This is a genomic window from Sorangium sp. So ce448 (assembly GCF_051520915.1).
GTDB lineage: Bacteria > Myxococcota_A > Polyangia > Polyangiales > Polyangiaceae > Sorangium > Sorangium cellulosum_B.
Genome location: NZ_CP150343.1, coordinates 11,787,756 through 11,800,707 on the forward strand (window position 1 = coordinate 11,787,756; position 12,952 = coordinate 11,800,707).

At 68.5% G+C, this 12,952-nt stretch carries 11 protein-coding genes and 1 pseudogene; 4 read left to right on the forward strand and 8 right to left on the reverse strand.

The window, feature by feature from the left end; genetic code table 11:
* Positions 1 to 21: 21 nt before the first annotated feature.
* Together WMF45_RS44635 and WMF45_RS44640 are read right to left on the reverse strand one after the other, a co-directional pair.
* Complete coding sequence (locus WMF45_RS44635) at positions 22 to 1,437, reverse strand: sugar porter family MFS transporter (protein WP_437712835.1); 1,416 nt, start codon at positions 1,435 to 1,437, stop codon at positions 22 to 24.
* A gap of 76 nt (positions 1,438 to 1,513) precedes the next feature.
* The gene (locus tag WMF45_RS44640) at positions 1,514 to 1,720 is read right to left on the reverse strand and encodes a hypothetical protein (RefSeq protein ID WP_437712837.1); all 207 of its coding nucleotides are present in this window, start codon (positions 1,718 to 1,720) and stop codon (positions 1,514 to 1,516) included.
* Between the two features lie 358 nt (positions 1,721 to 2,078).
* Here WMF45_RS44640 and WMF45_RS44645 point away from each other — a divergent pair, with 358 nt between their 5' ends.
* Positions 2,079 to 2,804, forward strand: a complete 726-nt coding sequence (locus WMF45_RS44645) for a hypothetical protein (protein WP_437712839.1) — start codon at positions 2,079 to 2,081, stop codon at positions 2,802 to 2,804.
* Positions 2,805 to 2,991: 187 nt separating this feature from the next.
* On the opposite strand, the gene WMF45_RS44650 is transcribed toward WMF45_RS44645, so the two are convergent.
* Positions 2,992 to 3,426: a hypothetical protein gene (locus tag WMF45_RS44650; protein WP_437712841.1), complete on the reverse strand. Its 435-nt coding sequence runs from the start codon at positions 3,424 to 3,426 to the stop codon at positions 2,992 to 2,994.
* A gap of 313 nt (positions 3,427 to 3,739) precedes the next feature.
* On the opposite strand from WMF45_RS44650, the gene WMF45_RS44655 reads away from it, so the two are divergent.
* Positions 3,740 to 4,546 carry an SDR family oxidoreductase gene (locus WMF45_RS44655; protein ID WP_437712843.1) on the forward strand — a complete coding sequence of 269 codons (807 nt, stop codon included), beginning with the start codon at positions 3,740 to 3,742 and terminating at the stop codon, positions 4,544 to 4,546.
* 365 nt (positions 4,547 to 4,911) lie between these two features.
* Positions 4,912 to 5,067 carry a hypothetical protein gene (locus WMF45_RS44660; RefSeq protein WP_437712845.1) on the forward strand — a complete coding sequence of 52 codons (156 nt, stop codon included), beginning with the start codon at positions 4,912 to 4,914 and terminating at the stop codon, positions 5,065 to 5,067.
* Positions 5,068 to 5,757: 690 nt separating this feature from the next.
* On the opposite strand, the pseudogene WMF45_RS44665 reads toward WMF45_RS44660, so the two are convergent.
* The 5 genes and pseudogenes from WMF45_RS44665 to WMF45_RS44685 form a co-directional block, all read right to left on the reverse strand.
* Positions 5,758 to 5,934, reverse strand: a pseudogene (locus WMF45_RS44665) (ATP-binding protein); the annotation flags it as partial.
* 116 nt (positions 5,935 to 6,050) lie between these two features.
* Positions 6,051 to 6,350 (reverse strand): Mu transposase domain-containing protein, encoded by a 300-nt coding sequence (locus WMF45_RS44670; RefSeq protein ID WP_437712847.1) that lies wholly within the window; start codon positions 6,348 to 6,350, stop codon positions 6,051 to 6,053.
* A 250-nt stretch (positions 6,351 to 6,600) separates the two neighbouring features.
* Positions 6,601 to 7,896 (reverse strand): crotonyl-CoA carboxylase/reductase, encoded by a 1,296-nt coding sequence (gene ccrA / locus WMF45_RS44675; RefSeq protein WP_437712848.1) that lies wholly within the window; start codon positions 7,894 to 7,896, stop codon positions 6,601 to 6,603.
* A 177-nt stretch (positions 7,897 to 8,073) separates the two neighbouring features.
* Positions 8,074 to 9,054, reverse strand: a complete 981-nt coding sequence (locus tag WMF45_RS44680) for a methyltransferase (RefSeq protein ID WP_437712850.1) — start codon at positions 9,052 to 9,054, stop codon at positions 8,074 to 8,076.
* A gap of 242 nt (positions 9,055 to 9,296) precedes the next feature.
* Complete coding sequence (locus WMF45_RS44685) at positions 9,297 to 10,685, reverse strand: cytochrome P450 (RefSeq protein WP_437712852.1); 1,389 nt, start codon at positions 10,683 to 10,685, stop codon at positions 9,297 to 9,299.
* A gap of 595 nt (positions 10,686 to 11,280) precedes the next feature.
* Between WMF45_RS44685 and WMF45_RS44690 the strand changes: the two genes are divergently transcribed.
* A complete protein-coding gene (locus WMF45_RS44690; protein WP_437712854.1) occupies positions 11,281 to 12,666 on the forward strand; it encodes a LeuA family protein in 1,386 nt (461 codons plus the stop codon).
* Positions 12,667 to 12,952 lie beyond the last annotated feature (286 nt).

Sequence of the window (12,952 nt, forward strand, 5' to 3'; positions counted from 1 at the left end):
CTCTCGCCGCGCGGGCGCACATCACATCTCCTCGAGCTCCTTGCCCTTCGTCTCGGGGATGAACGCGACGACGAACACGAGCGAGGCCGCCGCGGCGGCGGTGTAGAGCCCGTAGGCGATGCCCAGGCCGGCCGCCTTGAGCGGCGGGAAGGTCGCGCTCACGAGGAAGTTCGCCACCCATTGCGCGGCGGCCGCGATCGAGAGGGCGAGGGCGCGGATGCGGTTCTCGAACATCTCGCCGAGCAGGACCCAGGTCACCGGGCCCCAGGACGCCCCGAAGCAGAAGACATACAGGTTGGCGGCGAGCAGCGCGGCGGGGCCGGCGGCGCCCGTCAGGACGGGGTTGCCCGCGACGTCCTCGCCCGCGGCGCCGAACACGGCCGCCATGGCGCCGAGCGTCAGCGTCATGCCGATGGATCCCGCGATGAGCAGCGGCCTGCGCCCGACGCGGTCGACGGTCGCGATGGCGACGAGGGTGGTCACGATGTTCGTGACGCCGGTGATGACCGTGATGGCGAGCGAGCTTCGCTCGGAGAACCCGACCGCCTGCCAGAGGACGCTCGAGTAATAGAAGATGACGTTGATGCCCACGAGCTGCTGGAACGCCGAGAGGCCGATGCCGATCCAGACGATGCGGAGCAGCCCGGCGCGCCCGCGCAGATCCGCGAGCCTGGGCCGGCGCTCGGACGAGATCGTCCTCTGGATCTCGACGAGCTTCGTCCGGGCGGACGCGCCGAGCAGGCCACGGAGCACGACGAGCGCCTCGTCCACACGCCCCCTCGCCACGAGGTGGCGCGGGGACTCGGGGATCAGCAGCGCGCCGAGCCCGTAGAGGAGCGCCGGTGGGATGGCGCTCCAGAACATCCATCGCCAGGCGTGCGCCCCGAGCCAGAACGGGCTCGTCGCCGAGCCCGCGGACGTCGCGATGGCGTAATCGCCGAGCAGGGCCACGAAGATGCCGAGCACGATCGCAAGCTGCTGGAGCGATCCGAGGCGGCCGCGCAGGTGGGCCGGCGCGATCTCCGCGATGTAGGCGGGAGCGACGACGCTGGCCGCGCCGATGGCGATGCCGCCGAGCACCCTCCACGCGCTGAAGTCCCAGGGCGAGATCGCCGCCCCCGAGCCCGCCGCGCTGACGACGAACAGCAGGGAGGTCGCGATCATCGTCCGCGTCCGGCCGTAACGGTCGGCCAGCCTGCCCGCGAGCACCGCGCCGGCAGCCGCGCCGAGCAGCGCCGAGGACACGGACAGGCCCACGGTCCCCGGGTGCGCTGTGAATACCCTCTCCAGCGCGCCGACGGCGCCGTTGATCACGGCGGTGTCGAACCCGAACAGGAAGCCTCCCAGCGCGGCGACGGACGCGATCAGGGCGATCCGTACCGTCGAGAGGGGCTCCCCGCCGCGTTCATCCCCCTGCTGCGCTGCGGGCTCTGCCATGCCCCCGGTGAACCACGAACCGTGCCGCCGGCCGCCCCGGCGCGTGCGCGTCGTCGACGAGCACGGGCATGACCAGCTACGGCGCCGCCGCCGGCGCCGCCACGATCGCTTCGAGGCGGCCGAGCACCACCTCGAGCCGCTCGATCGTCGCCCTCAGATCCGCCCGGTAGGCTCGATCGTCGGTGTGGACCAGCTCGTCTCGCATCCCCACGAGCCGGGTCGAGAGGGCCGTCCTTGTGTCATCCGCTTCGCGCTCGCTGAGCTCGAGATGCAGCATGCTCATATCTCCTCCTGACGCTGGGCATGTACCTCGGACGAGCGTTCGCTCACGGGCGCTCCCGCGCGGCTGTTCGGGCCGCCGGCCGGCGCCTCTCGCCTGCTCGCTCGCCTGGCGTTCGCCGCTGCTCCTTTCGACAGTGCATGAGGTCTGCGCTGCCCGAGGACCGCGAGGGAGCATGGTGACGCGACGCCTCGCTGTCATCGGCCGCGGCGATCGGGCAGCGCTCCGGCCCGTTCGACACGCGGCGAGAGACCGATGAGCCCGTGGACCCGGATGGCCTCGACGACCTCCGGCGGGGCGCAGAACGTGCAAGCCGGAGGCGCGTAGGCGCGGCGAGGCCACGCCACACGACGGGGGAATCATGCAGATGCCAGGACCCGAGGAACGTGAACGGTTTACACAGCACGAGAGCCCGATCGCGCCGATATCGGGCGCGCGACGCAGGCCGGAGGAGGAGCGGGAGGCGCCGCGGATCGTGCTCGGCGGCTCGCTCGCCGAGGTGGTGTGCGGCGCGGGGACGATCGTCCTCGCCATCCTCGGGCTGACGGGGTTCATGCCGGGAGAGCTCACCTCGATCGCCACCATCGTCTTCGGCGCCGGGCTGATCGCGCATGGGGGCGCGATCGCCTCGCGCTTCGGCGCCTTGGCGCGCACCACGGCGCCCGTCGAGTGGGACACGCGCGCCGAGCTCGGCGGCGGCATGGGCGCGGAGCTCGTCTGCGGCGCGGCGGGCATCGTGCTCGGCATCCTCGCGCTCCTCGGGCTCGCCCCCGGGGCGCTGACGTCGGTCGCGGTGATCGTCTTTGGCGGCGCGCTGCTGCTCAGCGGCGGTACGACCGCGGACCTCGGCGCGCTCGACGTGCGCGGCGCGCACCAGCACCTCGCCCACGTCGCTCGTCAGGCGGCGATGGCCGCCGCCGGCTTGCAGTCGCTCGTCGGCGCCGGAACGGTCGTGCTCGGCATCCTCGCGCTGGTCGGCATCCATCCCCTGGTGCTCACGCTCGTCTCCCTGCTCGCGCTGGGGTTGGCGATCGTCACGAGCGGATCGGCCGTCTCGGGCCGCGCGGCGGCGGCGCTTCGGCGCTGAGCCCGGGCCTCGCAGAGGAGGCCGCGAGCGGCCTCTCCCTCTCCACGCGCGTGTCATGGCCCCGCGCGCTTCTGGCTCGACCTGGCCTCGACATCGATGTGCTTCACATCGGGTCGCTGGCTGTGGCCGGAGGCGCGCGCAGGGTTGCTGTAGAAGGCTGTCGAGGCAGGGGGCTCGGGGCTGCTGGCTACCCGACCGATGTCGGCCCGATGACGGCGGCAGACGATGGGGATCGGGGGCTGCTCTGCTTCTCGACAGTGATGAGCAGCTCGAACTCGGCGTGCGGCACGGTCATCCCGGTCAGCTTGCCTCTCCGGTTGTCAGCGTTGTAGTCGAGCACTCCGACCCGTCGCCACGGGGACTCGGAGCTCGGGCGCTGCCAGACGACGAAGTGCGTGCTGCCGGCCTCGATCCGCTCGGGCGGCGAGAGGTGAACGACGTTCACCTGCAGCCGTGTGGTCGCGGCGTCAGAGTCGATGTCGGCGGTGATGTGCGCATCGGCGCCGGGCGCGAGCCGCGTGCCCTGAATGGTCTGCTCGCTCGGGCCCCCACAGCCCGCGAGCGCCATGCTCGCGAGGAGACCGAGCGTGAGCCCTATCCGGCCGCCGATTCGTCGTCCCATGTCAACGTGCTTCATATCGCCACCTCGATCGCCTCTCTGCTTCACGGCGGATTCACCGCGGACCCGCTGTCCCCGCCGGGCGTCGCGTCCGGGCTGGCCGGTGCCACAGCCCCTCGGCCGCATCGTGGCAATTTGAGCAAGCGTCGTGCCGAGGTGGGATGTGCACCGGCGGATGGCGGACAGACGAGCGCATCCACGACAGCGCCACCGCGCTGTTCCAGGACGATGTCCGTCGGCCTGGACGCGTGGCCCGAGGGCGCCGGAGGTCGCTCGGCGCCCGCACAGCTGATATAGCTCCGCCCAGGACATCGCAATGAGTGCCACCACGACTGCTCAGCCTCCCATCGTCTTCATCACCGGTGCCTCCTCCGGCTTCGGCGCCGCCATCGCCCGACGCTTCGCCGGCCTGGGCGCGCGCCTGGTCCTCGCCGCCCGCCGCTACGAGCGCCTGGAGGCGCTCGCGGCGGAGCTCTCGGACAGCCGCGTCGCCGGCCCGGCTGGCGCGCGCGCGCCGGCGGTCCACCTGATCCGGCTGGACGTCCGCGACCGCGGCGCTGTCGACAAGGCCATCGCCGAGCTCCCGCCCGAGTTCTCCGAGGTGACGGTGCTTGTCAACAACGCAGGCGGCGCGCTCGGGCTGTCGCCGGCGCACCAGGCGAATCTGGACGACTGGGAGGAGATGATCGACACCAACGTCAAAGGCTTGCTTTACTGCACCCGGGCGCTGCTGCCCGGCATGGTGGCGCGCGACCGCGGGCACATCATCAACATCGGCTCGGTCGCCGCGGAGACGCCGTACCCCGGGAGCAACGTCTACGGCGCGTGCAAGGCGTTCGTCGCGCAGTTCTCGCTGAACCTGCGCTCCGACATCCTCGGCAGTCGGGTGCGCGTCACGGACATCGAGCCGGGCATGGCGGAGACGGAGTTCTCGGTGGTGCGCTTCAAGGGAGACCAGGAGAAGGCCGCCGCCGTGTACCGCGGCGTGAAGCCGCTCTCGGCCGAGGACATCGCCGAATCCGTCGTGTGGTGCGCCATGCTCCCGGAGCACGTCAACGTGAACCGGCTGGAGCTGATGCCCGTGATGCAGGCGTTCGCCGGCTTCGCCGTCAAGAGGAGCTGAGGCGCGCGGCGCGCAGGTTCACGCCGGCTCGATATCCCGGCATGCGCCTGGCGAGGCTCGCCACTGTCGCCACCCGATATAGCCACTCGCCATGCCCCTGTTTGCGAACTGAGCGGGGCTGACCCTGTGCAAGCGCAGGGCAGCCCCGCGGCCAGGGCGGCCCGGCTGCTGAGACAAGCCGGCCTGGCTGCTGGGACAATGGTCATCGTGAGGCGCCTCGTATCTCACGCTACATCCGTCAACTCAACGGGGCAGTACAATCGTTCACGAGAGGCACTGTTTCCAGTGCCGAGAAGCATCTTTGCGAGCATGAGAAGCGGCCCCAAGCGGGCGGGAAGGGGCGCACCGTCGAGGACATGCCGGAGGTGACGAACCTCTCCCGGCGCCTCCGCGAGCACATCGAGCGTGCTGGCGTTACGCGGCCCGACCTGTTCGCGAGCGACAGGACGCGGAAGCCGATCACGTTCTACGACCTGCGCCCGACGGGATCACCTGGATGGCCGTGCGCGGGGACGACCTGATCGAGCTCAAGAGCCGGGCGGCCACACGTCGTTCACGACGACGGAGGGCTACACCCGCGGGGGCGAGCAGGTACGCGACGGCTTCGGCGAGGCGTCTTTTAGATCACCGACCGAGCTGGTCCGTCCGCTTGGACGATTCGTCCACGACTCGTCCAGCGGAGCAGCTCGGTCTCGATGAGGATCGCGAAATCCTCAATGTTTCATTGGTGGGCCATGAAGGACTTGAACCTTCAGCCAATGGATTGAGAGTCCGGGTCGGCGCCAGCACGCAAACCAGCGTAATTGCTTCATTTTTGCTAGCTCCGCAGGTGGTCAACCCGGGACACCGTGGGACACCCGTGGACACGGGAGACGCGGCCGCCGCCCTGGTGTCGGCGAGATGACGCAGTGCGCCGTCGACTTTGTCAAGAGCCAAGGGCTGCCGCCGTACAAGGAGCCGAACTTCGTCGCCCGCAAGGGGAAGGAGTTGTAGATGATCGTGGCAACCCGAGGGAATTCGGTGAAGTTCACCGGTGAAATCCGCACCCGATGCCGGTGAAGAGCACGCTGGGTGCCGGTGAAGTTCACCGGTGAAGAGGCTGCTCAGTGCTTCTTGCTGCGCCGCTGCTTGGTGCGGGTGGCGCTCAGCTCCTTGGCTTCCTTGAGCCGGTAGCTCTCGGCCTCGATCTCGATCACCTCGGCGCGGTGGACGAGCCGGTCGACGAGCGTGACGACGCACGCGGCGTGCGGGAAGACCTGGCCCCAGTCGGCGAATGCCTTGTTCGTGCTGAGCAGCAGCGGCTTCTGCGCGTCGTAGCGACGGGTGACGACCTCGAAAAGCAGGTCGGCGTAGCGGCTGTCGTAGGAGAGGTAGCCGACTTCGTCGATGCAGAGAAGCGCGGGGAGCGTGTAGCGGCGAGCCTTCGCGCAAGCGCGGCCGAGGACTCTTGAGGCGGTCTTTGGTCTCGGTGGGCGTCAGGTCGGTCATGGCGTCGGGTCCTTCTTCAGCGCGTCGTAGGTGGCGAGGGAATGCGGCGTGACGACGAGGGCGGCGTGCTGGCCGAGCGGACGTGGGTCGCGATGATCTCATTGCCGTCGGCGATGCGCACCTGGTCGAGGTCGGCGAGGAGCACGAGCGTGCGGCGCGTCCGGTCGTGGGGGACCGAGTAGTCGTTGAGGTCGAAGCGCGCGTAGGGGGTCTTTCCGACCTCGACCTCGACGCGCTCGTGGGCCGGAAACGGCGTGTCGGGGTGTCGCAGCAGCACGCTGCGCTCGTCGTAGGTGCGCCCGGCGTAGCCGAACACGATCGACCGTGGGCATCGGGGTCACGTGAGAAGACCGGACCGAGAGCGGTGGAAACCCGTGGTTCGGCGTCGTCATCGGAGCCGTAGAGGTAGGCGCTACGTGCCCCGCGACCCCGACCCCCAGCGGCCTGGAAGCAACAGATCGGGTCCCAGGCGTCTCGCCGCCGGCTTGCCCGAGCTGGCGCGCACGTCCTCGAGGCGCGCAGGCGAAGCGCACGCCGTCGATCGCCGGATCGGGACCGGATCGCCGTCAGTTCTTGCTGGCGAGCACCACCTCGCGGCGCACCGTGGACGCGCGTGGGTCGGCGGAAGCGACCGCGAGCGTCTCCTCCAAGGTCCGCAGCCCGGCATGCGGAGCCCCGACGAGACAGGCGAGCGTCCCGGTGTGGCGGTTCTCCGCCATGGCCTGGTGCGCGTCGGGGATGCCCTCGTAGGGATAGAGATCCGTGAGCACCGGACGGATCCTTCCGCGCCGAATCAGGCCGTTCGCCCGCTCGCATTCTCCGGCGTGCGCGAAGTGCGAGCCGACGATCATCTTCTGCCGCATCCAGAGGTGCCGCACGTCGAAGCTCAGCTGATAGCCGGTCGTCGCACCGCAGATGACGATCCGACCCATCCGACCCGCGAGAAACACACTCGTCGGGAAGGTCTCCTGGCCGACGTGCTCGAACACGACGTCGGGAGACTTCTTCTCGCCGATGACCTCCCAGATCGCGCGGCCGAACCGCTTCGTCTGCTCCAATCGCGTCGCCGTCTCCTCCCGCGTCTCGTTCGGGCGGAAGGCGAGCCCAGAAAACTCCGAGCGGTCGATGTAGCCGATCGCGCCGAGATCCATGGCCAGCTCGCCTTTGCGCTTGCTCGACACGACCGCGATGGGGTTCGCTCCGAGCAGCTTCGTGATCTGCACCGCGAAGCAGCCGAGCCCCCCCGACGCCCCCCAGATGAGAACGTTCTCGCCTGGCTGGACCTTCGCTCGATTGGCCAGCATCCGGTACGCCGTGAAGCAAACGAGCCCGTAGCTCGCCGCGGCCTCCCAGGTGAGCTCCTTCGGCTTCGGCAAGACCTGCTGGCTCTGCGCGAGGGTGAATTGCGCGAAGCTCCCGTACGGCGTCTCGAAGCCCCAGATCTTCTGATCCTCACACATCATGGGATCGGAGCCGTTGCACACCCCGCATTCACCGCACGTCATGTTGCAATGAAGGACGACCTCGTCGCCCACCTTGCACTTCGTGACGCCGGGGCCCGTCTTCCAGACCACACCCGAAGCGTCGCTCCCGGCGATGTGAAACGGGTGTTTGTGAATGCCCAGGACGCTGACCGGCTTCCCCGAGGCCGCCCAGATCCCGTTGTAATTGATGCCGGCGGCCATCACGTTGACGAGCACTTCGCCCGGCCCCGGCGTCGGAACCTCGACGAGCTCTTTTCGAAAGGCGTGCGCCGGCGCTCCATGCCTCTCGCTCCGGATGACCCACGCATGCATCCTCTCCGGAACGACGCCGAGAGCCGGGAGCTTTCCGATGGGGACCTGATCCACTGCTTGATTCATTCGCCGACCTCCTGCGTAACGGAGCCCTCGACACGACGCCTCGGACCTGGACACGCGACTCGCAGCGAAGAACGATCGGTCGACCTCGCAAAGCGGTGCCCTCGGCTGCTCTCCGGACGGGAACGAGCCGAGCCTCGATAGGCGTCGGCCGAAGGCGGTCGATCCAAGGCAGTGACGCTACCGCGCGCGCGCTTCGATGACGTCGCCGATGGGTGACGAGAAGACGCGCTCGATCCCAAAACCCTCGGCTCGGAGCAGGTGCTCGTAGTCCTCGCGGCTGCGCTCCCGACCGCCTAGAGCGACCAACATATGCAGATCCATGATCGGGCTGAGACCGTCCGTCTGGAATCTCTCGGTGATGCTCTCGATGACGAGGAGCCGCGCTCCGACCGCCATCGCGCGCCGACAGGACGCCAGGATCTTTCGACAATGCGCGTCGTCCCAGTCGTGCAGTATGTGCTTCATCAAGTAGGCGTCGCACCCCCCCGGCACCGAGTCGAAGAAGCTGCCGGCGATGGTCTCGACCCGGTCGAGGACGCCGCGGCCTGCGAGGAAATCGCGCGCAGAGGCGATCACGCCTGGACCATCATAGAGCACGCCGTGGAGATCTGGATGACGCACCAGGATCTCGGAGAGCAGCGTGCCACGGCCGCCTCCCACGTCGCAAATGCGCCGGATCTCGCCGAATGGGTATACCACCGCCAGCATGGGCCCGGCTGCAGTCGTAAGCTCCACCATCGCGTTGGCGAACGTCTCCCGCTCGGTCGGGTGGCGATCGAGCCACTCCCACATCGTGACGCCGTGGGCGTGATCGAACGAGATGTCGCCAGTGACGAGCGTCCGCTCGAAGTCGCGCCACGCCGCGACGTTCGCCCCCGACGCGAAGTACTTGAACCACGCGCTCCTGCCTGCAGTGTTGTTGGTGCAGAGCACGCGCGAGAGGCGGTTGTTGCGAAACGTCCCGTCGGCGCGCAGCTCGAACACGCCCGTCGTCGCGAGGGCTCGCAGCGTTCGATGCATGACGTCCGGGTGGGTCTTGGTCTTCGCCGCGATCTCGGCCGCCGTCAAAGGCCCCTGCTCGAGCAGATCCGCCACGCCGTAGCGCGCGATCGCGCCGAGCATCTGCGTGGACACGAGCCCGAAGGACCGCTCGAACATCGATGCCTCGGGTGGGACGACCAGGTCCGCCAGCCGGTGGAGGCTTCGGTTGAGCCGTATCACCGTCCGAATCACGCCCCCGAGCAGCGCGCCCGCAGCAGGCCTCCAAGACGACGGCCTGGCGTCCGTGGCCCCGGACCGGTGGGCAGGAGGGCGAGCCTGGTCTGACTCGACCCGCGCAGAATCCAATCTGGGAGCTTCCATGCTGTTCCTGGCCTTTCGAGGAGCAGAACGCGACCCGCTCACGCCGAGGCGCGCAGGGCCTCGATCGTCATGAGCAACGGGCGCTTCGGCTCGAGTTCGAAGCCGAAGTGGAAGTCGACGTCCCGTGGGGCTCCGGGGGCGAGCCGCAGCGCGTAGCGCTGTGCGATCGACGTGGTGATCATCTGGCCGAGCAGCGGCGCCAGGTGAAAGCCCAGACATTTTCGCGGCCCCCCTGCGAACGGATAGTAGGCAAACTTGTGGATGCCTTTCTGGGCTTCGTCGTCGAATCGCTCGGGGAGGAACGTCTCCGGCTTCGTCCAGAAGGCTGGATGACGATGAGTGAACCACGCGGGGGTAACGAGCATGGTCCGGGCGGGGAATGTTATCTCACCAAGCTGGAACGGGGCTTCGCTGAACCGCGCCATCACCCATCCCGGCGGGTACAGCCGAGTGGCTTCCCGGAACACCATCGAGGAGAGCTTGAGCGATGGAAGGTCGTCCATCGTCGGTGGCCTCCCGTGGAGGATGGACGCGGCCTCTTCGGCCACTCTCCGCTGGTACTCCGGGTGCGTCGTCAGCGCGTACCACACCCAGGTGAGGGCCGACCCGAGCACGAACGCGCCCAGATAGATCGAAACCATCTCGTCGCGGACTTCCACGTCGGTGAACGGCTGCCCCTCGGCGTCCCGAGCCCGTATGAGGGTCGTGAGGACGTCCTCCGGAGGCGAGGTGTCTCGACGCCGCGCCCGGATGAGCTGATCCATGAGGGCCTGCACGCGACGGGCGCTCCGGCGAAACCGCTGGTTGCGTGGCGTCGGGAGCAACAGCGGCAAGTTGTCGCTGACGGCGCGCATCACCAAGGTCGTGTCCTCGCAGACGTCTTCGCGGTCGCCGAGCTCGTGCGAAAACAGGCCGCCCATCGACACATCGACGACCAGCCGTCGCATTTCGCGGCAGATGTCCACGGGCTGGCCCGTGCCGGCGATCCGAGACCATCGCGCGAAGAGCCGCTCGACGGCGCCCGCGACCGCCTCGGAGCAATGAGCGATGCACCGGCGGTTCACCGATGGTTGGACCATCCTCCGACTCCGCCGCCAGCCGTCGCCCCCACGGTGGATGAAGCCTCCTTGCCCCATGATGAACTCAATCCTGTCCATCGGCTTCGGGAAGATCTTGGTGCTGGCAGCCGGCTCCGTGTTGAAGATCGCCTCCACATGGTCCGGATGGCGCAAGAAGAATACGTGCTTGTCGCGGACGATGCGCAACGGCAAGGAGACGATGTCGTGCGACTGGAACTCCTCGCCCAGCCTCTTCAGGAACCGACCCGGGCTCAGAAACTCCTTGAATCCGACCTTCAGCGTTCCGACCGTTTGCAGAGGATGTTCTGAAGAGCGGATCACCTGAGATGTTGTCATTGTCTGCTCCACAGAATGCGATGCCCAACAACTATGGGCGAGCTAGCACCGGGTATGGGGCGACGCCTCTCGACCGTGGACTGGCGAGCGCGCAACTTCATTTATCCCGCGGGTTATTCGCACGTTGGTCGTACGTTGATCGCAAGTTGATCGCAAGTTCCGTGCCGTCGCTCGCGACGTCCAGGTCCTGGCGGCTCGTCCGTGCCGCGACCGTGGATCATGTCGGCTCGAGATAGTCGCCGATCGCTCCCGCGCGTTCGAGCCTGCCCTGGCGCGCGCGTCGCCTTGCCGGCTCGGCCATCGCGAAGCGCTCGGAGACCGCGATTGCGCAGCTGGAGGCGGGAGCTCGCGCAGCGCGCTCATCCGCCTCGCGGAGCTAGCGTTCGCACAAGTCGCGCGCACAGACTGTAAGCACAGTCGCCGCCGCCGCGCGGCGGATGCGGCGGGCCGGGCCGCCGCCTCACCGGCATCAAGGCGCTCCATCCTGCGGCGCGAACGCGGGCCGCGCGAAGCCGCGCCGCGACGACGACGCCGCACGCGCCTCGGATTCGGCGAGCGTCCGCGGAGCTCTCCGCGGCCGGCACGCATTTTGGAGATCGCCGGGACGGTGACCATCGACCGCTGGCCGCATCGCCCGGAGACCGCGCAGCGCCCTGGAGCGCTCGCCGGAGCGGATCGCGGTCCGTGCGTCCCAAGTCGCGCGACACCGGCCTCCGGCGCGAGGAGCCACGCGGAGCCGTCTCTTCACTCCCTGGATCTCATTTATGACTGGAACGGTATCGGCCGCGCGAAGGCGTCGATCCCCGCGAACGTCACGGTCTTCGACGAGACCCTCAGAGACGGGCTCCAGAGCCCCTCGGTCAAGCAGCCCGACATAGAAGCGAAGGTCAACCTCCTTCATCTGATGTCCAGGATCGGCGTTCACGTCGCCGATATCGGCCTGCCCGGCAGCTCGAAGCGGGCCTTCGACGACGTCCTCCGGATGTGCATCGAGATCCGAGACAACAAGCTCCCCCTCGGCGTGGCGTGCGCCGGCAGAACGGTGATCTCGGACATCGAGCCCATGGTCGAGATCTCCCAGCGCGTAGGCATTCCCGTGGAGGTCTATACGTTCGTCGGCTCGAGCCCGATTCGCCAGCTCGCCGAGGAGTGGGACCTCGATCTCATCCTCGAACGATCCGCGGCTGCGATCGACCTCGCCGTCGCGGCGGGGCTCTCCGTCGCCTTCGTCACGGAGGACACGACGCGATCTCGGCCGCAGGTGCTCAGCGCGCTCTTCAAGATGGCGATCGACCACGGCGCGCGCCGAATTTGCTTGTGCGATACCGTCGGCCACGCGACGCCCGAGGGCGTCCGCGAGCTCGTCACGTTCGCGAGGCGAATCGCCGGCGCGGAGATCGGCCTCGACTGGCACGGGCACAACGACCGAGGGCTCGCCCTCGAGAACGCGCTATGTGCGCTCCAGTTCGGGGTGGACCGCGTGCATGGGACGGCCCTCGGGATCGGCGAGCGCGTCGGCAACACCCCGATGGATCTCATCCTCTTGAACATGAAGCTCTTCGGTCTCCTGGAGGGCCGCGACCTCACGGGCATCATCGAATACTGCGAGGCGGCCGCGTCCGCCGTGGGGTGGGACATCGCGATCAACTATCCCGTGGTGGGGCGCGACGCGTTTCGAACCGCAACAGGCGTCCATGCTGCAGCGATCGCGAAGGCGAGCGCGGAGGGCGACGCGTGGCTCGCCGATCGGATCTACTCCGCCGTGCCGGCGGGGATGTTCGGCAGGAGGCAGGAGATCCTGGTCGGTCCCATGTCGGGCGCGTCCAATGTGATCTCTTGGCTTCGGGAGCGGAACATCGAGAGCTCGAAGGCGCTGGTGGACAGCATCCTCGCGAAGGCGAAGGCGACGGCGCACGTCCTTTCGGACGAGGAGCTCCTCATGGTGGTCCTGCGCCATCACGCTACGCAGGGCCCTGCTTCACCGGATCCGTGACCGCATGCGCCGATCTTTGCAACGGGGCGGCGTCCGCGAGGGTACACGCGCAGGGAAGCAACATCGTCGCGGGCGGAGACTCGACCGTCGCGCGATCTCGCCACCTGTAAACCCAGGTTGTGCGCACAATCCGTGCGGGCGGGCGCGCCTCGGCGCGCGGTCGGCCGCCGCGCCATCGTCGGCGGGTGCGGCACGCCGTTTGCTTGGACTTTGCTTGGACACCGAGCGGGGCGAGTGATCCGCGGGCCCGACCGAGCGCGGACGCTCCGCGCAGGGGCCCTCGAGG

Excerpts from the sequence above, each read along its gene's own strand:
- WMF45_RS44635 (WP_437712835.1), bottom strand. The coding sequence starts at position 1,437 with ATGGCAGAGCCCGCAGCGCAGCAGGGGGATGAACGCGGCGGGGAGCCC.
- WMF45_RS44640 (WP_437712837.1), bottom strand. The coding sequence starts at position 1,720 with ATGAGCATGCTGCATCTCGAGCTCAGCGAGCGCGAAGCGGATGACACA.
- WMF45_RS44645 (WP_437712839.1), top strand. The coding sequence starts at position 2,079 with ATGCAGATGCCAGGACCCGAGGAACGTGAACGGTTTACACAGCACGAG.
- WMF45_RS44650 (WP_437712841.1), bottom strand. The coding sequence starts at position 3,426 with ATGGGACGACGAATCGGCGGCCGGATAGGGCTCACGCTCGGTCTCCTC.
- WMF45_RS44655 (WP_437712843.1), top strand. The coding sequence starts at position 3,740 with ATGAGTGCCACCACGACTGCTCAGCCTCCCATCGTCTTCATCACCGGT.
- ccrA (WP_437712848.1), bottom strand. The coding sequence starts at position 7,896 with ATGAATCAAGCAGTGGATCAGGTCCCCATCGGAAAGCTCCCGGCTCTC.
- WMF45_RS44680 (WP_437712850.1), bottom strand. The coding sequence starts at position 9,054 with ATGTTCGAGCGGTCCTTCGGGCTCGTGTCCACGCAGATGCTCGGCGCG.